Here is an 18,466-nt window from a genome sequence, read left to right on the forward strand (position 1 = left end):
GATAACTATGTTGATGAGATCTGAGTAAAGATTATTGTTATGCAACTGGGTGTGCTTTGTGTGAATTTTTACGCGAGAATATTCACTGATTAGTCAAGTAAAACAGTAATTTATTAAATTTACTATGAAATCAATCAAAGTGGATAAAATTTACACTTTTGGGGATAAAGGATGATTTTTGTGTTTTTTGGGGAAAACTTGTGGAAATTATATCGTGATGAGTGCAGACGCTTCATCGACTAGGGCGAAAGACTATATCAGAACGTGTTAAATAAGGCTAGATCAAAGTAGAGAAAGCACAAAATTTAATAGTAATGAGCTATAAATCATAGATAGACGTAGATTTCATCTTTGAAGGTGTATATATATACAGCCAAAGTGCAGTAATTTTGAGGAAGGGTATGAGTAAAGTTTATGAACTGGTCTCTGATTATCAACCATCTGGTGATCAACCAACAGCCATCAAGCAGTTGCTAGAAGGGTTAGATTCCGGTCTTGCCCACCAAACACTCTTAGGTGTAACGGGGTCTGGTAAAACATTTACATTAGCGAATGTTATTGCAGAAGCGCAACGACCAGCGATTCTACTCGCACCCAATAAAACACTTGCTGCTCAGTTGTATGGTGAAATGAAGTCTTTCTTCCCCAATAACGCGGTGGAGTATTTTGTTTCGTACTATGACTACTACCAACCGGAAGCGTATGTTCCGACCACGGATACCTTCATAGAGAAAGACGCGTCAGTTAACGCGCACATTGAACAAATGCGTTTGTCCGCTACAAAAGCACTACTAGAACGTAAAGATGCCATTATTGTCGCGTCGGTATCGGCTATCTATGGTTTGGGTGACCCTGAATCGTATCTACAAATGATGTTGCACCTGCGTCGCGGTGATGTGATTGATCAGCGCGATATGCTACGCCGCCTTGCAGAGTTGCAATACTCACGCAATGACGTCGCATTTGAACGCGGTCAGTTCCGTGTTCGTGGTGAGGTGATTGACATCTTCCCAGCCGAGTCAGATCAAGATGCTGTACGTGTAGAAATGTTTGATGATGAAGTGGATTGCATTAGCGTATTTGATCCATTGACTGGGGTCGTAAAGCAACGCGATTTACCTCGTTACACCATTTATCCTAAAACGCACTATGTTACGCCACGCGAGCGTATTTTAGATGCAATTGAAAGTATTAAAGTTGAGTTAGAAGTTCGTAAGAAACAACTACTAGACAATAACAAGTTGTTGGAAGAACAGCGTATCAGCCAACGTACTCAATTCGATATTGAGATGATGAACGAATTGGGTTTCTGTTCAGGTATCGAAAACTACTCTCGTTACTTGAGTGGTCGTGCCGAGGGTGAGCCGCCACCGACACTATTTGATTACTTGCCTCACGATGGTTTGTTGATTATCGACGAGTCGCACGTGACGGTTCCGCAAATCGGTGCCATGTATAAAGGCGACCGTTCGCGTAAAGAAACGCTGGTGGAATTTGGCTTCCGTTTACCTTCTGCTTTAGACAATCGTCCGATGAAATTTGAGGAATTTGAGTCGATCTCACCACAAACTATTTTCGTGTCGGCAACTCCAGGCAATTACGAATTAGAAAAATCTGCAGATGAAATTGCCGATCAAGTCGTGCGCCCAACGGGTCTGCTTGATCCTGAATTAGAAGTTCGCCCAGTGGCAACTCAGGTCGATGACTTGTTGTCTGAGATTCGAATTAGAGCGGCGAAAGACGAGCGTGTTTTGGTAACTACACTAACCAAACGTATGGCAGAAGACTTAACGGAATACCTGCATGAGCATGATGTTCGAGTGCGTTACCTTCACTCAGACATCGATACTGTCGAGCGAGTCGAGATCATTCGAGATCTGCGTTTGGGTGAGTTTGATGCGCTGGTTGGGATCAACTTGTTACGAGAAGGTCTTGATATGCCAGAGGTATCACTGGTGGCGATTCTTGATGCGGATAAAGAGGGCTTCTTACGTTCAGAGCGTTCTTTGATTCAGACCATTGGCCGTGCGGCACGAAATATCGAAGGTCGAGCGATTTTGTATGCAGACTCGATTACAAAATCGATGAAAAAAGCAATGGATGAAACGGATCGTCGTCGTGAGAAACAGAAAGCTTACAACGCAGAGATGGGTATTGAGCCTCAGCCTCTGAAACGCAATATCAAAGACATCATGGAATTGGGTGATATTACTAAATCTAAGCGCCAGCGTAATACCAAGCAGGTACCATTATCTAAGGTGGCAGAACCTTCGCAGTCTTACGACGTGATGTCACCACAGCAATTGGAAAAAGAGATCAGTCGTTTAGAAGCTGCGATGTACCAACATGCTCAAGATCTTGAGTTTGAATTGGCCGCACAAAAACGCGATGAGATAGAGAAACTACGAGCGCAGTTTATTGCCAATAGTTAACTCTTTAGGCCTACCAAAACCCGAGTGCATTTGTATTTGGGTTTTATATTTCCCCAAAAAACAGACAAAAAAGAAGCCAATAGGCAGTCGGGTCTATTGGCTTGTTTTGTGAACATATCGTTCACTAACAACGTCAGTTGGCTAGGTGACCCGAGGGGTCATTAAACAAACAGCATGGTTTGTGCCATATTTTAACCTGTTGATATTCGGTTTAATTTGTTTAGAATACCCACAATCTAACGAATGTTTATTTGCAAAATGCAAAGCGTAATGCGATTATTATTTAAAACACAACAAAAAATCGGCTAGGCTATGCAACAGATAACAGAAGGTCAAAAGTCACGTTACCTATTAATGGTCGAAGATACCGCTTCCGTTGCGGCATTGTACCGTTCTTACCTAACGCCACTCGGCATTGATATCAATATTGTTGGAACAGGCAGAGATGCAATCGAAAGCCTGAATCACCGTATTCCGGATCTTATTCTTCTCGATCTTCGTCTGCCAGATATGACGGGGATGGACGTATTGCACGCGGTGAAGAAAAGTCACCCTGATGTGCCAATTATTTTCATGACTGCTCACGGTTCTATCGATACCGCGGTAGAGGCGATGCGTCATGGCTCTCAAGATTTCTTAATCAAACCCTGTGAGGCTGATCGGCTGCGCGTAACGGTAAATAACGCGATTCGTAAGGCAACGAAATTAAAGAATGAAGCCGACAACCCAGGTAACCAAAACTACCAAGGCTTCATCGGCAGTAGCCAAACCATGCAGCAGGTTTACCGCACCATTGACTCGGCAGCGAGCAGCAAAGCCAGTATCTTCATTACTGGTGAAAGTGGTACTGGTAAAGAGGTGTGTGCCGAGGCGATTCACGCAGCAAGCAAACGTGGCGATAAGCCGTTTATTGCGATCAACTGTGCTGCTATCCCGAAAGATCTGATCGAAAGTGAGTTGTTTGGCCACGTTAAAGGTGCGTTTACCGGAGCAGCAAATGACCGTCAAGGTGCAGCTGAACTGGCTGACGGCGGGACGTTGTTCCTTGATGAACTATGTGAAATGGACTTGGATTTACAAACCAAGTTATTGCGTTTCATCCAGACGGGTACGTTCCAAAAAGTAGGCTCTTCTAAGATGAAGAGTGTGGATGTTCGCTTTGTGTGTGCGACTAACCGCGACCCGTGGAAAGAAGTACAAGAAGGCCGTTTTCGTGAAGACTTGTATTACCGCCTTTACGTGATTCCTTTACATTTGCCGCCACTACGCGAACGTGGTGAAGACGTGATCGAAATTGCGTATTCTTTGCTAGGCTATATGTCTCACGAGGAAGGCAAGAGTTTTATTCGTTTTGCACAAGATGTGATTGAACGTTTCAACAGTTACGAATGGCCGGGTAACGTTCGTCAGTTGCAAAACGTGTTGCGTAATATCGTGGTGCTGAACAACGGCAAAGAAATTACTCTGGACATGCTACCACCACCACTGAATCAACCGGTGGTTCGTCAATCGATTTCAAAATTTATTGAACCTGAAATCATGACGGTGTCAGACATTATGCCGCTTTGGATGACTGAAAAAATGGCCATCGAGCAGGCGATTCAGGCGTGTGATGGCAATATTCCACGCGCTGCGGGTTACTTAGATGTCAGCCCTTCAACCATATATCGCAAGTTGCAAGCTTGGAATAATAGGGAAGAAAAACAAAACGTATGAGCATGGATGTATTGAATCAGCAAAAAATCGACGAATTGGCCGCTGAAATTGGCCTAGATAACGTTCCTATTTTGCTGGATATTTTCCTCGGAGAAATGGATGTCTATATCACCAACTTGTCGCAATACCAAGGCAGTGAGCAACTGATCTATCTAAAGGAAATCAGTCATGCTTTAAAAAGCAGTGCCGCCAGTTTTGGGGCTGATCGCTTGTGTGATTTGGCCGTAGCGATTGATAAGAAAGCTAAATCAGGTGAGTTAGTAGAAGGGGGGGGAGACATTACTTCGATGTTAAACTTGCTTCACATTACTCGTGATGCGTATCGTTTATGGACGCAGTAGCCCTGTATTAAACCTTATAAAAACAAAGCCCTTCACGTCGGTGAAGGGCTTTGTCATTTTATACGCTCAGGTGCCTCAATTGTAGGCCACTTCCTGTGTTATTTTGCAACCAATTGGTTTTCAATCGCTAACTTAAGTTTGTCACGATCATGACGCCAGTCGCGGTTGGTAGACGCCAATGACTCGGTGACCACATTCCAGTTATCCAGAACCTCTTGATCGGTTTCCTCTGCAAGTACGACATCAATCTGTCTGCCTTGGCATGCTCGCTCACACCATTCCAGCTTTTGTTTCATCGTCATACGACCCGCTGGACCATATTCTGGACTAAGGTTCGCCACAAAAATGACTTTTGCTTTTTGGTTCGCTGCGATTGCTTTCCCCAATTCAGGTAAGAGTAGCGGTGGCATGATACTCGTTAGGAAGCTACCAGGGCCGAGGATGATGGCGTCAGCTTCTGCAAGAGCGGTTACCGCCTCTTTTGTTGCTGGCACTTCTGGTGAAAGGTCTAATCGGCGAAGATCTTTATCCATTTCATCCACATTAGTTTCACCTGTTACCCATTGCCCATCTACAGACAAAGCAGTGAGGTCGGAAGGATGTTCAGACATAGGAAGAATGTTTACATCGACTTTCAACATATTGCGAATCAGATTGATCGCGTCTAAAGGGCGGACGGAGAGGTTATCCAATGCCGTGAGCATCAGGTTCCCCAAGTTGTGGCCATCTAATTCACCAGTCCCTTTAAAGCGGTACTCAAACATCATCGAGCTGATCGATGGCTCAGTGATCAACTGGTTGATACAGTTTCGTGTATCGCCCCAAGCTATTCCGCCTTGACAATGGCGGATACGGCCAGTTGATCCGCCGTTGTCAGTGGTTGCCACAATGCCCGTTGCATTGCTGCCAAAATCATTAAGTGCGGCCAGCATTCGACCTAAACCGTGACCACCGCCAACTGCGACCACTTTCTTATTGGTGTAGATATTCATTACGTTCTTCTAATAATCTTGTAAAAAGCGACTACAATTTATCTTAATGAGTGTCTTAACGGTACTCACTTAGCGGTAAATTGTGTTTCTAGAGAGTTTTTTATCACTCTGCTCTGGATTCCATTACAAATTTTAAGTATTTTACACGGCAAAGCTATCAGGGGGCTTTCCTCTGGTTGCCATAACTCCGAGCTCACTATGCTAAGTCTAAGGATAGGCGTTTTGAGCCAGTGACATACTGTCACAAGGGCATAATTGGAAATGATTATGCCTCCCGTGTTTGGAAAGGTGTTCCGTGGCGCAACAATTCGAAGACAAATTTCATCGTAAGTTCTATTACTTGCGTCTGTCTGTGACCGACGTTTGTAATTTTAAATGTACCTATTGCCTTCCTGACGGCTACAAGCCATCGGGCAATAAAAACTCGTCTTTTTTATCTCTACCAGAGATCAATCGTGTCGTAAGAGCGTTTGCAGATTGTGGTACCTCAAAGGTACGCATCACTGGTGGTGAGCCGAGTTTACGCAAAGACTTTACTGACATTATCCACTCTGTCGCAACCACGCCGGGTATCAAAAAAGTCGCAACAACGACAAACGGTTACCGCATGGCGAAGCACGTTGCTGACTGGCGTGAAGCTGGCTTGACCAACATCAACGTAAGCGTGGATAGTTTAGACCCTCGCATGTTCCATCAAATCACGGGTGAAAATAAGTTCACTGAAGTGATGAATGGTATCGAACGTGCGTTTGAAGTGGGTTACGAGCAAGTCAAAGTTAACGTGGTACTAATGAAAGACCTCAACCATAACGAGCTGCCCGCATTCCTTAACTGGATTAAAGATCGTCCAATTCAACTGCGTTTTATCGAATTAATGCAGACTGGTGAAATGGATGATTTGTTTGCGAAACACCATGTTTCTGGTGTTGCTATTCGAAATCAATTAATTGCTAACGGTTGGTTACTCAAAGTTCGTTCTCATAATGATGGCCCTGCACAAGTGTTTGTTCATCCGGACTATAAGGGCGAAATCGGTCTTATCATGCCTTATGAAAAAGACTTCTGTGAGAGCTGTAACCGACTTCGCGTCTCTGCTAAAGGTAAACTGCACCTGTGTCTGTTCGGCGATCATGGCGTAGAGTTACGGGACCTATTAGAACGTGATGACCAAGAAAATGAATTGATTGAGCGTATTCAAGCTCAGCTGCAAACAAAATCGGTCAGTCACTTCTTGCATGACGGCAATACGGGTATGACGCCACATCTTGCGTCTATCGGCGGTTAAATTCAGATTTTACATTGGGAGCTGACGTGGCTTCCGATGACTTTTCCAGAATCGATACTTTGCGTATCAAAATCAAATTAAAGAATAGGTGAACAAATGGGTCACGCTGAAAGCAAATTTCAACCTGCAAATATTGCCGTTCTAACGGTATCTGACACGCGTACAGAAGAAAACGATACTTCAGGCGGCTATCTAGTTGAGCACGCAAAGGAAGCGGGTCATAACGTTGTTGATAAACAAATCGTTATCGATGATATGTACAAGATTCGTGCAATCGTTTCTCAATGGATTGCTGACGAAAACGTACAAGCAATTATGATCACTGGCGGTACAGGTTTTACTTCACGTGATAGTACTCCAGAAGCGCTTAAGCCACTATTTGACAAAGAAGTGGAAGGCTTTGGTGAATTGTTCCGTCAGGTGTCTTACGAAGAGATTGGTACATCAACCATTCAATCTCGCGCCATTGCGGGCTTTGCTAACCACACTGTTATCTTTGCAATGCCTGGTTCTACAGGTGCATGCCGCACGGGTTGGACGAAGATCATCAAGCAGCAGTTAGACGCGAGTCACCGCCCTTGTAACTTCATGCCGCACCTATCTGTATAACCTTTCCTAAAAGCGAAGGAACAACAATGACCCAATTTACACATATTAATGCGTCTGGCGAAGCTAACATGGTCGACGTGTCTGCAAAAGCGGAAACCGTTCGTGAAGCGCGTGCAGAAGCATTTGTACACATGGCGCCAGAAACACTGCAACTGATTGTTTCAGGCCAGCACCACAAAGGTGATGTGTTTGCAACCGCGCGTATTGCTGGTATTCAAGCGGCAAAGAAAACATGGGACCTGATCCCACTTTGCCACCCTTTATTGCTTTCTAAAGTTGAAGTCCAGCTAGAAGCGATTGAAGCGGAGAATAAAGTACGTATCGAATCAGTATGTAAGCTGGCGGGTAAGACAGGCGTGGAAATGGAAGCGCTTACTGCCGCTTCTGTTGCTGCACTGACAATTTATGATATGTGTAAAGCGGTGCAAAAAGACATGGTTATCGAGCAAGTCCGCTTATTAGAGAAAACGGGTGGCAAATCTGGGCATTTCAAGGCGGAATCATGATTAGAGTACTTTTCTTTGCTCAAACACGAGAGTTAGTTGGTATCGATGGTCTTGAGCTCGAAGGCGCGTTTGATAACGTTGAAGCGATTCGTGCACATTTAGTGGATGCTGGTGTAAATAAAGAGGGTAAATGGGACCTTGCGCTTGAGCCGGGTAAACTGCTTGCCGCAGTAAACCAGTCTATTGTTCCGCTAGACGCAGAAGTGAAGTCAGGTGACGAAGTTGCCTTCTTCCCACCAGTAACAGGGGGCTAAAATGGATCCTCGCGTTTCAGTGCAAGCTGAAGACTTCTCTGTTGATCAAGAATACCAGCGTCTATCAGAAGGGACAGCCTCTGGTGCTGTGGTCACTTTCATCGGTAAAGTTCGTGATATGAACTTAGGTGATAATGTCATTGGCCTTCATTTAGAACATTATCCTGGCATGACAGAGAAAAGCCTGATCGATATCTGTGACGAAGCCGAATCGCGTTGGCCGTTATTGGGCATCCGTGTAATTCATCGTGTTGGCGATCTCGACACTGGTGATCAAATCGTTTTTGTTGGTGTTTCTAGTGCCCATCGAGGTGCTGCCTTTGATGCTTGTGAGTTTGTTATGGACTATTTAAAGACCAAAGCACCTTTCTGGAAAAAAGAACGCACGACCAGTGAAAATCGCTGGATCGAGTCACGTGATACGGACCATCAAGCAGCGCAACGCTGGGAGAAGTAGAACTCTTATTTGTTCTACAGCTTAATCCTAAAAGGTCAGATGTATAGAGCAGCTGGCCTTTTTTCTTTTTTACTCTGCCAAGTTATCTCCAATCCAATTCTCCAGCGTGCGTAAAAGCCGTGTATTCCTCCATTTTTGCTCCCGGTGACCTTGTTCACAATAAAAAATATCAAACAAGATATATGCAATTATTAATTAGACTCAATGTGTCATAAATGTTAATTTTTGTTCATATATCTAGCATAAGATGCTATCAAAGAGTTTGATTTTAGAGTTATCGAAAGTTTAAGCTGCCAAATGGATGCTTGAATCCTTATTTCGCTAGGCAATACTTTTTGATTAGTATTTATTGCTAAATATGAGCACTAATTACAGAATTATTAGTTTTTTTGCTACATTTTTATGGCAAATTACTTTGAGGATTGCTAATGTGTGCCGCAGTCTTTGTAAGGTTTTAGACGTTTATGCTCAAAAAGTGCACTAAAAAGTTCTAAAATGCTGACCGTTCCAGTCCCTTGCAAAGAAGTCATGGATGCTAATGAAAAACTTGGAGTTTTACGCATGTATAAGAACAAAATCACTAAAGCCCTTCTTCTAGGTGCTGGTTTGGCAGTGGCTGCCACTTCAACTACCGCTTTCTCTGCTGATGTTCCAGCAGGCACTAAACTTGCTGACAAACAAGAACTCGTTCGTGGTAACGGTACTGAAGTTGCGACAATTGACCCGCATAAATCTCAAGGTGTTCCTGAATCTCATGTGATTCGTGATCTTCTTGAAGGCTTAGTGAATCAAAATGCAGATGGCGATACTATCCCAGGTGTTGCAGAAAGTTGGGAAACGACAGACAACAAAACGTTTACTTTCCACTTACGCAAAGATGCAAAATGGTCTAATGGCGACCCTGTAACAGCGCAAGATTTCGTATACAGCTGGCAGCGTGCTGTCGATCCAGCAACGGCTTCGCCTTACTCTTGGTACATGGAATACACCAAGATGAAAAATGCGAAAGACATCGTTGCAGGTAAAAAAGACAAGAGCGAGCTGGGTGTTAAAGCGACTGATGATCACACGCTTGTCGTTGAGCTAGACACTGCGGTTCCTTACTTCGTAATGATGGCTGGCCACACAACAATGAAGCCAGTGCACAAAGCAACAGTCGAAAAGTTTGGCGACCAATGGACAAAACCTGAAAACTTCGTAGGTAACGGTGCATACGTCGTAAACAAGTGGGTAGTGAACGAGCGTCTTGAACTTGTACGTAACGAACAGTACTGGGATAACGATAAGACCGTTATCAACAAAGTTACGTACCTTCCAATCGAGAATGGCGTTGCTGAAATGAACCGTTTCCTATCTGGTGAAATCGACTTCACGTCTAAACTGCCAACTGAGCACTTTAAGCGTTTGAAGAAAGAATACCCAGAGTCAGTATCGGTTGAAGGTAGCCTATGTACTTACTACTACTCATTCAATACGAAGAAAGAACCATTTAACGATGTTCGTGTACGTAAGGCGATCTCTTACGCGATTGACCGTAACATCGTAGCAAACGCAATTCTTGGCCAAGGCCAGAAACCTGCTTACTTCCTAACGCCTGAAATTACAGCGCACTTCAACCCTGAGCTACCAGCTTACGGTAAAATGACGCAAAAAGAGCGTAACGAAGAAGCGGCACGTCTACTTGCAGAAGCGGGCTACGGCAAAGACAACCCTCTTAAATTCTCTCTTCTATACAACACAGATGAGAACCACAAGAAACTGGCGGTAGCGCTAGGTTCAATGTGGAAGAAAACTCTAGGTCTAGACGTAACGCTAGAAAACCAAGAGTGGAAAACATACCTATCTACTAAAGACCAAGGTGATTTCGAAGTAGCACGCGCAGGTTGGTGTGGTGACTACAACGAAGCATCTTCATTCCTAACCCTTATGGTTAGCTCGAACACTACGGGTGGTCAGCACTGGGGTAATAAAGAGTACGATGCTCTGATCGACAAAGCGATTAAATCGACTTCGGAAGAAGAGCGTACCAAAATTTACCTAGAAGCTGAGCAGCTAATGGCGAAAGATATGCCTATCGCGCCTATCTACCAGTACGTTCGTTCTCGTCTACTAAATCCGCATGTTGGTGGTTTCCCAGCAAATAACGCGGAAGAAAAGATCTACTCAAAAGATCTTTACATCAAAGCAGACTAATAAAGTCGCTTCAAGACTATAAGAAAAAGGCCCACACGTCCTAATCACTGGACGTGCGGTGCCTATCATCAAATTTTTAACTGTCACAGACTGAAAGAGTGAGTTTATGCTTAAATTCATCGCAAAAAGGATATTTGAGGCGATCCCAACTATGTTGGTTTTGATCACCGTATCTTTCTTTCTCATGCGTTTCGCACCGGGTAACCCATTCTCGAGCGAGCGTCCATTACCGCCAGAAGTTATGGCGAACATCGAAGCTAAATACGGCCTAGATAAGCCAGTATTTGAGCAATATACGACTTATCTGACCAACGTTCTCCAAGGTGACTTTGGTCCTTCATTTAAATACTTAGACTACACAGTAAACGAACTGATCTCGGTTGCTCTTCCTGTGTCAGCAAAGGTAGGTTTCATTGCCTTTATCTTTACTGTCATTCTTGGGGTAAGCATAGGGACGATCGCAGCCCTCAAACAAAATACTTGGGTGGATTATGTGATCATGTCGACCGCCATGCTCGGGGTGGTTATGCCTTCATTTGTATTGGCGCCCGCTTTAATCTATCTGTTCTCGTTGCACTGGAACTTATTCCCTGCCGGCGGTTGGAATGATGGCGGATGGCAATACCTCGTACTCCCAGTTATCGGTATGTCACTGCTCTATGTCGCGACGTTCGCTCGTATCACCCGTGGTTCGATGATAGAAACGTTGAACAGTAACTTTATTCGTACAGCACGTGCGAAAGGTCTAAGCTACCGTTACATCGTTATCAAACACGCACTAAAACCAGCACTACTTCCTGTTGTGTCATATATGGGGCCTGCCTTCGTAGGTATCATCACAGGTTCGGTTGTTATCGAGACCATCTTTGGTCTACCTGGTATCGGCAAGTTATTCGTCAATGCTGCTTTCAACCGTGACTACTCGCTAGTAATGGGGGTAACCATCCTGATTGGTTTCCTATTCATTCTATTCAACGCCATCGTTGATATTCTACTAGCAATGATTGACCCGAAAATTCGCTACTAACAGGGAAGTATGGTTATGTTAACGAAAAAAGAGAATCTTGAAGCGGTCGAGAAATTTGCAGAGAATCTGGAAGTTGAAGGCCGTAGTTTGTGGCAAGACGCCCGTATCCGCTTTATGCGTAACAAAGCGGCAATGGTGAGCTTGTTCATTCTTACATTGATGACACTGGCGGTAATCTTTTTACCAATGATTGCCCCATACACATTTGATGACACTGACTGGTATGCGATGCACGTCGGTCCAAGTGCTGAACACTGGTTTGGCACGGACAGCTTAGGCCGTGACCTTTATGTGCGTACGCTGATTGGCGGTCGTATCTCTCTAATGGTTGGTGTTCTAGGTGCATTGGTTGCGGTTGTGATTGGTACGCTTTACGGTGCGGCTTCTGGTTTCATCGGCGGTAAAGTTGACCGTATCATGATGCGTATTCTTGAAATCCTGTACGCGGTTCCGTTCATGTTCCTAGTTATCGTACTGGTAACATTTTTCGGTCGTAATATTGTTCTTATCTTCGTCGCTATCGGTGCTATTGCGTGGCTAGATATGGCTCGTATCGTACGCGGTCAAACGCTAAGTCTACGTAGTAAAGAGTTTATTGAAGCGGCACACGTTTGTGGTGTGAGTAATTGGAAAATCATCACTCGCCATATCGTTCCAAACGTACTGGGTATTGTCGCGGTTTACTCGACACTGCTTATCCCAAGCATGATTCTGACAGAATCATTCCTTTCATTCCTTGGTCTTGGTGTTCAAGAACCGATGACAAGTTGGGGCGCACTTCTACAAGAAGGTTCGCAAACAATGGAAGTAGCAATCTGGCAGCTGGCGTTCCCAGCAGCGTTCATGGTTGTGACTCTATTCTGCTTCAACTACGTCGGTGATGGCCTGCGCGATGCGCTGGATCCAAAAGACAGATAATTAAAAATAGAAAGAATAAAGGAAGCAATGATGAGTTTATTAGATGTCAAAGATCTGCGCGTAGAATTTACCACTCAAGATGGTATCGTGACCGCAGTAAACGATTTGAACTTCTCTCTAAACCAAGGTGAAACCCTAGGTATCGTAGGTGAGTCGGGTTCAGGTAAATCACAAACCGTATTCGCTATCATGGGTTTGCTAGCGAAGAACGGTATCATTTCTGGTAGCGCGAAGTTTGAAGGAAACGAGATCCTTAATCTGCCAGAAAAAGCACTGAACAAGGTTCGTGCGGAACAGATCGCTATGATCTTCCAAGACCCCATGACGTCCCTTAACCCATACATGAAAGTTAGTGATCAGCTGATGGAAGTACTGATGCTGCACAAAGGTATGGGCAAAGCAGAAGCGTTCGAAGAATCTGTTCGCATGCTTGAAGCGGTTAAAATCCCAGAAGCTCGTAAGCGTATCACTATGTACCCACACGAGTTCTCAGGCGGTATGCGTCAGCGTGTAATGATCGCAATGGCGCTACTGTGTCGTCCAAAACTGCTTATTGCGGATGAGCCAACCACGGCATTGGACGTTACGGTTCAAGCGCAGATCATGGATCTGCTGAACGAACTGAAATCTGAGTTCAACACTGCAATCATCATGATCACGCACGATCTTGGTGTTGTTGCAGGTTCATGTGACAAAGTACTGGTGATGTACGCAGGTCGTACCATGGAGTACGGCACTGTGAACGAAATCTTCTACAACCCAAGCCACCCTTACGCGGAAGGTCTATTGAAGGCAATCCCTCGTTTGGATACAGAAGGCGAGATCCTGCCAACAATTCCAGGTAACCCGCCAAACTTACTGCGTCTGCCACCTGGTTGCCCTTACCAAGAGCGTTGCCACCGCGTGATGGATCGTTGTAAACGCGAAGCACCAATCTTGACACCATTTGGTGATGGTCGTCAGCGTGCATGTTTTTCTGAATGGGAGGCTTGGAGCAAATGAGTACAGATAAAAAACTAATTCTGGATGTGTCTGATCTGAAAGTTCACTTCAGCATTGCATCGAAATCAGCGTGGCCTTGGTCAAAGCCTTCGAGCCTAAAAGCCGTAGACGGCGTAAATGTTCGTCTGTACGAAGGCGAGACTCTTGGTGTAGTAGGTGAGTCTGGTTGTGGTAAGTCTACGTTTGCTCGCGCGATCATTGGTCTTGTTGAAGCTACCGACGGTGAAGTGGTTTGGTTGGGTCAAGACCTGACGAAAATGAAAGACGTTCAACGCCGCGAAACGCGTAAAGAAATCCAAATGATTTTCCAAGATCCTTTGGCTTCTTTGAACCCGCGTATGACAGTGGGCGACATCATTGCTGAGCCGCTAGAGACATTCTACCCAGAACTGACTAAGCAAGAAGTGAAAGACCGCGTTAAAGAGATGATGGCGAAGGTAGGTCTATTATCTAACGTGATCAACCGTTACCCACACGAATTCTCAGGCGGTCAGTGTCAGCGTATCGGTATTGCTCGTGCTCTTATCCTAAAGCCTAAGATGATCATTTGTGACGAGCCAGTATCGGCGCTTGATGTATCGATTCAGGCTCAGGTAGTTAACCTACTGAAAGAGCTACAAAAAGAGCTTGGTCTTTCTTTGGTATTTATCGCGCACGATTTGTCCGTTGTAAAGCACATCTCTGATCGTGTACTGGTTATGTATCTTGGTAATGCGGTTGAGCTCGGTGAATCAGACGCTTTATTTGCCGATCCAAAGCACCCATACACTCGTGCCTTGATGTCAGCGGTTCCAATTCCTGATCCGGAGTTAGAGCGCAACAAAAAGATTCAAATGCTAGAAGGGGACTTACCGTCACCTATTAGCCCACCATCAGGTTGTGTTTTCCGCACTCGTTGCCCACAAGCGACGGATGAGTGCTCGAAGATTAAACCAAATATCCAAGGCTCTGATGTTCACGCAGTTTCCTGTTTGAACGTAGCGATATAATCTAATTCAGCCTGTGACGGGCTTAAGCGCGGCTCCTTTTATAGGGTCGCGCTTTTTTTATGCATACGATTTTTGTTGGTTTAAGTTCATTCGAAATTCTTGAACAAGATGTACTAAGTGAACGGATTCTAAGCTCAGTATGAATCGCTAATATAGTAGAAGACAAGATATGAGGAGAGCAGTTATGGGTAAGTTAGTTGAAGGCGTTTGGCAAGACGTATGGTATGACACTAAATCAAGCAGTGGTAAGTTCGTTCGTGAAGATGCGGGTTTTCGCCAGTGGGTAAAGAATAAACCGGATGCAACATTCCAACCTGAGTCAGGCCGTTACCACCTTTATGTTTCGCTTGCTTGTCCGTGGGCACATCGCACACTGATCTTCCGCAAACTCAAAGGTTTGGAAAAACACATAGACGTCACGATCGTTTGCCCAGATATGCTAAGTGAAGGCTGGCAGATGGGGCTGCCAGAGCCACTGTTTGGCCATACTCGAATGCACCAAATCTACACTCAAGCCAAGTCTGATTACACAGGTCGCGTTACTGTTCCGGTTTTATGGGATAAAAAAACCAACACCATCGTGTCGAATGAATCGTCTGAAATCATCCGAATGTTTAACACCGAGTTTAACGATTTAACGGGGAACAAAGATGACTACTACCCAGAGCAACTTCAAAGTGTGATCGACCAGTGGAACGACTACATTTATCCGAACGTGAATAACGGTGTTTACCGTTGTGGGTTTGCGACAACGCAAGAGGCGTACGAAGAGGCGTTTGATTCATTGTTCGCAGCACTGGATAAAATCGATGCTCATCTTGCGACGCATCGCTACCTAGCGGGCAACAAAATCACCGAAGCCGACTGGCGCTTGTTTACGACTCTTGTTCGCTTTGACGCAGTATACGTAGGCCATTTCAAATGCAATAAACAACGCATTGCCGACTACGCAAACATTCAAGGCTATTTGAAAGAGCTATACCAAGTAGAAGGCGTGGCAGAAACTACTGACTTCTACCACATTAAGCGTCACTACTATTTCAGTCATACGGGTATCAACCCTACGCAAGTGGTACCAAAAGGCCCGGCGATAGATTTGGATTCACCACATCGGCGAGATGTTTTGAGCTTGCTATAAATTGCAGTAGAAAACTCTTTAATTGGACTTTTCTGAAGCGAAGCTGAACAGCTGTCCTTTATGGTTTCTGCCCGTAATATTGCGGGCGGTATAGTGGTCGGCTGTTTTTTAGTGAGATACCTACAGTGAACAGCTTTGCTACTCAATCTTTATCAGCTTTTAGCTCACAGCTTAAGCGTGAATTAACGTCAATTTTAAAGTTTATACAAGGCGATTACCCAATTTATTTTTTGATTGGAATCGTTACGCTTACGGTAACTACGTTTGCCCACTTGAATGGTTTCAGTAATCATATTTCACTATTTGCCTATATGTATGCGATGCCATTCGTTGTGCTTATTACGCTCTCTGTTGTTGGTGTTGGCTACTTTTTTATTTTAGCGGCACGCCGCGAGCCTAGACCTATCCAATGCTATTTGAATCTTCTGAAAGTTGCGCTTAATCATCGTGCTAGGCTGTGTGCAGCTTTTGTCTTGCTAACTGCAATTAGTGTGTTTATTTCAAGCTTTTCGACCATGAAAGGCTTAATTCCTCTTGTTCATCCTTTTGAGTTTGACCTTCTCTTTCACGATCTCGACTTCTGGTTACTTGGTGGGCACGAACCTTGGCTTGTTTTTCATTCAATATTTACATCGCCATATGTCATTTTAGCCATCAACTATAGCTATAAAATTTGGTTTTTTCTTCTATGGGGAACACTAAGCTATTTCCTTCTTCTTAGGCCATCAGTTCTTCGTTCACAATATTTATTAAGCTGGATACTTTGTTGGACTATTTTGGGTATGGTTGTCGCAATGACCCTGTCGTGTGCTGGGCCTGCCTTTACCGCAAGACTAAACCCAACTAACCATGATTATGACGCACTGATGTTTATATTGAATCAACACAACCTTTGGCTGGAGTCACATCAATTAACTGGAGTAATGGCACTCAAAACTCAAGATGACCTATGGCACGCTTATGCCAACGGGAAAGAAATGCTTGGAAGCGGTATTTCAGCAATGCCAAGTATGCATGTATCGATGGCGGTTTTAATGATGCTTGGGATGAATAAGGTAAATAAAAAGCTAGGTATCCTATTTGGCTTGTTCGCTAGCATTATTTTTGTTGGTTCATTTTCGCTAGGGTGGCACTACATGATTGACGGCCTTGTTAGTGGGCCAATGACATTATTTATATGGCGTGCGACAGGGCGTTTCGTTAGCTCATTATCCTTGCAGAAGAAAATCTAGTTTATAGTTTGCTTTTTATGGAGATACTCACAACATTAGGAGCGAAACGACTTAAACTTATGATATGAAACCGATCTTTTGTGAGGTGGGAAATGGATATCAATGAGTTCGTCAGTGGTGAGCAGCTAATTTGGAATCTGTTTATTGCACTATTACTGGGTGCGATTGTGGGCACACAACGTGGTTGGGTGATGCGCAATAGTGTCGAAGGTAGCCGTGTGGCAGGTATTCGAACCTTTTCCTTAGTTGGATTACTTGGTGGTTTGGTTGGGATTCTTGCCAATATCTATACCCCTTTACTGATTGGCTTTGCTTTAATTGCACTGGTTATCCTTGCTTGTATCGCATTTGTCATTCAACAACGAAAGAGTGAGGACATTAGCATCACAGGTGTGGTTAGCTTAGTGATTACTTTTGTTCTTGGCTGTTTGACCGTTTCTGGCGAACCTGTTTTGGCAGCTGCAGCAGCGGTCATTACTGCGGTTGTACTCGATAATAAGAAAGAGCTTCACCATGCCCTGCAAAGGCTGCAAGAGTATGAGCTTGACGCAGCTTTACGTCTGCTACTCATTTCCATCGTTTTATTACCACTTCTTCCGAATCAAGCTTATGGTCCTTGGAGTGCGCTCAACCCTTATGAAATCTGGTGGATGGTCGTACTAATTGCCAGTATTTCATTTGTGGGTTACTTCGCGATTAAGATTGGTGGCGCGAAGCGGGGCATTTTGTTTACGTCTGTCTTTGCGGGGTTAAGTTCTTCTACTGCACTTACGCTACAGTTCTCTCACCTCTCTCGTGAGCAAGCCAATATAAGCCCTTTGCTTGCCAGTGGCATACTACTGAGTTGTGGGACTATGTTCCCTCGTTTGTTAATCGTTCTCTCGGTGATTAACCCGCAATTAGTCGCTTTATTGTGGCCAATAGTGCTTATCATGATGGTCGCTCTTTATCTGCCTGCTTGGTGGATATGGCGTCGGAGCGAGATAGGGAAAGTGGAGCAATCTAATAAACAGCGTAACCCTTTAGCACTTCAATCGGCACTGTTCTTTGGCGTAGTGTTGGCGGCCATTATGCTGTTGTCCCATGCGCTGTCAGACTGGTTTGGTAATGCCGGGGTATTGATATTATCTGCGCTTTCAGGCATCACCGATGTCGATGCAATCTCGTTGGCTCTTGGACGACAAAGTACCCAAACCTTGAGTGTGACGACTGCCGCACTTGGTATTTTGATTGCTGCGTCTGTAAATACCATCGTTAAGATGGGGATGGTCGTTGCGATAGGGGATAAAGCGCTGTCGGCAAAAGTGGCACCGGTAATGATTGGCTGTGTGCTTTCTGGGGCTGCTTTGTTTTTGGTGATTTATTGATTAATCAA

The 18,466-nt window shown here is 44.5% G+C and carries 17 protein-coding genes and 1 riboswitch; of the genes, 16 read left to right on the forward strand and 1 reads right to left on the reverse strand.

What is annotated here, in order from left to right; translation table 11 throughout:
• The first annotated feature begins 401 nt into the window (after nt 1–401).
• The 3 genes from uvrB to luxU all read left to right on the forward strand — a co-directional run bounded on the left by uvrB (nt 402) and on the right by luxU (nt 4,489).
• Nucleotides 402–2,432 (forward strand): excinuclease ABC subunit UvrB, encoded by a 2,031-nt coding sequence (gene uvrB / locus ITG12_RS16295; protein ID WP_038881594.1) that lies wholly within the window; start codon nt 402–404, stop codon nt 2,430–2,432.
• Nucleotides 2,433–2,744: 312 nt separating this feature from the next.
• Nucleotides 2,745–4,148, forward strand: a complete 1,404-nt coding sequence (gene luxO, locus ITG12_RS16300) for a quorum-sensing sigma-54 dependent transcriptional regulator LuxO (RefSeq protein ID WP_038869346.1) — start codon at nt 2,745–2,747, stop codon at nt 4,146–4,148.
• Nucleotides 4,145–4,489, forward strand: a complete 345-nt coding sequence (gene luxU, locus ITG12_RS16305) for a quorum-sensing phosphorelay protein LuxU (protein WP_080869631.1) — start codon at nt 4,145–4,147, stop codon at nt 4,487–4,489. The genes luxO and luxU overlap by 4 nt, the downstream gene beginning before the upstream one ends.
• A 98-nt stretch (nt 4,490–4,587) precedes the next feature.
• Here the strand turns inward: luxU and ITG12_RS16310 are convergent, their stop codons facing one another.
• Nucleotides 4,588–5,481 carry a YvcK family protein gene (locus ITG12_RS16310; protein ID WP_038869348.1) on the reverse strand — a complete coding sequence of 298 codons (894 nt, stop codon included), beginning with the start codon at nt 5,479–5,481 and terminating at the stop codon, nt 4,588–4,590.
• Nucleotides 5,482–5,654: 173 nt separating this feature from the next.
• Nucleotides 5,655–5,788, forward strand: a riboswitch (molybdenum cofactor riboswitch).
• On the opposite strand from ITG12_RS16310, the gene moaA reads away from it, so the two are divergent.
• From moaA to ITG12_RS16375, 13 genes are all read left to right on the forward strand, one after another.
• Entirely contained in the window at nt 5,777–6,766 is a 990-nt protein-coding gene (gene moaA, locus ITG12_RS16315) for a GTP 3',8-cyclase MoaA (RefSeq protein WP_038869349.1), read from the forward strand. It overlaps the preceding riboswitch by 12 nt.
• A gap of 96 nt (nt 6,767–6,862) precedes the next feature.
• Complete coding sequence (gene moaB / locus ITG12_RS16320) at nt 6,863–7,375, forward strand: molybdenum cofactor biosynthesis protein B (protein ID WP_038869350.1); 513 nt, start codon at nt 6,863–6,865, stop codon at nt 7,373–7,375.
• Nucleotides 7,376–7,401: 26 nt separating this feature from the next.
• Entirely contained in the window at nt 7,402–7,881 is a 480-nt protein-coding gene (gene moaC / locus ITG12_RS16325) for a cyclic pyranopterin monophosphate synthase MoaC (protein WP_038869352.1), read from the forward strand.
• Nucleotides 7,878–8,135, forward strand: coding sequence for a molybdopterin synthase sulfur carrier subunit (gene moaD / locus ITG12_RS16330; protein ID WP_038869356.1), 258 nt, complete (start codon nt 7,878–7,880; stop codon nt 8,133–8,135). Before moaC ends, moaD begins: the two co-directional genes overlap by 4 nt.
• A gap of 1 nt (nt 8,136) precedes the next feature.
• A complete protein-coding gene (moaE, locus tag ITG12_RS16335; RefSeq protein ID WP_038881598.1) occupies nt 8,137–8,592 on the forward strand; it encodes a molybdopterin synthase catalytic subunit MoaE in 456 nt (151 codons plus the stop codon).
• Nucleotides 8,593–9,153: 561 nt separating this feature from the next.
• Nucleotides 9,154–10,785: an ABC transporter substrate-binding protein gene (locus ITG12_RS16340; protein WP_038869516.1), complete on the forward strand. Its 1,632-nt coding sequence runs from the start codon at nt 9,154–9,156 to the stop codon at nt 10,783–10,785.
• A gap of 106 nt (nt 10,786–10,891) precedes the next feature.
• Entirely contained in the window at nt 10,892–11,812 is a 921-nt protein-coding gene (gene oppB, locus ITG12_RS16345; RefSeq protein WP_038869362.1) for an oligopeptide ABC transporter permease OppB, read from the forward strand.
• Between the two features lie 15 nt (nt 11,813–11,827).
• Nucleotides 11,828–12,730, forward strand: a complete 903-nt coding sequence (oppC, locus tag ITG12_RS16350) for an oligopeptide ABC transporter permease OppC (protein ID WP_038869373.1) — start codon at nt 11,828–11,830, stop codon at nt 12,728–12,730.
• Nucleotides 12,731–12,760: 30 nt separating this feature from the next.
• Entirely contained in the window at nt 12,761–13,732 is a 972-nt protein-coding gene (locus ITG12_RS16355; RefSeq protein WP_038869383.1) for an ABC transporter ATP-binding protein, read from the forward strand.
• Nucleotides 13,729–14,721: a murein tripeptide/oligopeptide ABC transporter ATP binding protein OppF gene (gene oppF, locus ITG12_RS16360; RefSeq protein WP_283102917.1), complete on the forward strand. Its 993-nt coding sequence runs from the start codon at nt 13,729–13,731 to the stop codon at nt 14,719–14,721. Before ITG12_RS16355 ends, oppF begins: the two co-directional genes overlap by 4 nt.
• A 184-nt stretch (nt 14,722–14,905) precedes the next feature.
• Entirely contained in the window at nt 14,906–15,859 is a 954-nt protein-coding gene (locus tag ITG12_RS16365) for a glutathione S-transferase family protein (RefSeq protein ID WP_038881601.1), read from the forward strand.
• A 125-nt stretch (nt 15,860–15,984) separates the two neighbouring features.
• Nucleotides 15,985–17,091 carry a phosphatase PAP2 family protein gene (locus tag ITG12_RS16370; RefSeq protein ID WP_038881604.1) on the forward strand — a complete coding sequence of 369 codons (1,107 nt, stop codon included), beginning with the start codon at nt 15,985–15,987 and terminating at the stop codon, nt 17,089–17,091.
• Nucleotides 17,092–17,183: 92 nt separating this feature from the next.
• Entirely contained in the window at nt 17,184–18,458 is a 1,275-nt protein-coding gene (locus ITG12_RS16375) for an MgtC/SapB family protein (protein ID WP_038881606.1), read from the forward strand.
• Nucleotides 18,459–18,466: the final 8 nt, after the last annotated feature.

Origin of the sequence: Vibrio sp. ED002 (assembly GCF_023277445.1) — a bacterium.
In the GTDB taxonomy this organism is placed as follows: domain Bacteria; phylum Pseudomonadota; class Gammaproteobacteria; order Enterobacterales; family Vibrionaceae; genus Vibrio; species Vibrio jasicida.

Bases quoted from the DNA above. Each gene is read 5' to 3' on its own strand.
- ITG12_RS16375 (WP_038881606.1), top strand. From the start codon at position 17,184: ATGGATATCAATGAGTTCGTCAGTGGTGAGCAGCTAATTTGGAATCTG.
- ITG12_RS16355 (WP_038869383.1), top strand. From the start codon at position 12,761: ATGAGTTTATTAGATGTCAAAGATCTGCGCGTAGAATTTACCACTCAA.
- moaE (WP_038881598.1), top strand. From the start codon at position 8,137: ATGGATCCTCGCGTTTCAGTGCAAGCTGAAGACTTCTCTGTTGATCAA.
- ITG12_RS16365 (WP_038881601.1), top strand. From the start codon at position 14,906: ATGGGTAAGTTAGTTGAAGGCGTTTGGCAAGACGTATGGTATGACACT.
- oppC (WP_038869373.1), top strand. From the start codon at position 11,828: ATGTTAACGAAAAAAGAGAATCTTGAAGCGGTCGAGAAATTTGCAGAG.
- luxO (WP_038869346.1), top strand. From the start codon at position 2,745: ATGCAACAGATAACAGAAGGTCAAAAGTCACGTTACCTATTAATGGTC.
- uvrB (WP_038881594.1), top strand. From the start codon at position 402: ATGAGTAAAGTTTATGAACTGGTCTCTGATTATCAACCATCTGGTGAT.
- ITG12_RS16310 (WP_038869348.1), bottom strand. From the start codon at position 5,481: ATGAATATCTACACCAATAAGAAAGTGGTCGCAGTTGGCGGTGGTCAC.
- luxU (WP_080869631.1), top strand. From the start codon at position 4,145: ATGAGCATGGATGTATTGAATCAGCAAAAAATCGACGAATTGGCCGCT.
- oppB (WP_038869362.1), top strand. From the start codon at position 10,892: ATGCTTAAATTCATCGCAAAAAGGATATTTGAGGCGATCCCAACTATG.
- oppF (WP_283102917.1), top strand. From the start codon at position 13,729: ATGAGTACAGATAAAAAACTAATTCTGGATGTGTCTGATCTGAAAGTT.
- ITG12_RS16340 (WP_038869516.1), top strand. From the start codon at position 9,154: ATGTATAAGAACAAAATCACTAAAGCCCTTCTTCTAGGTGCTGGTTTG.
- moaB (WP_038869350.1), top strand. From the start codon at position 6,863: ATGGGTCACGCTGAAAGCAAATTTCAACCTGCAAATATTGCCGTTCTA.
- moaD (WP_038869356.1), top strand. From the start codon at position 7,878: ATGATTAGAGTACTTTTCTTTGCTCAAACACGAGAGTTAGTTGGTATC.
- moaC (WP_038869352.1), top strand. From the start codon at position 7,402: ATGACCCAATTTACACATATTAATGCGTCTGGCGAAGCTAACATGGTC.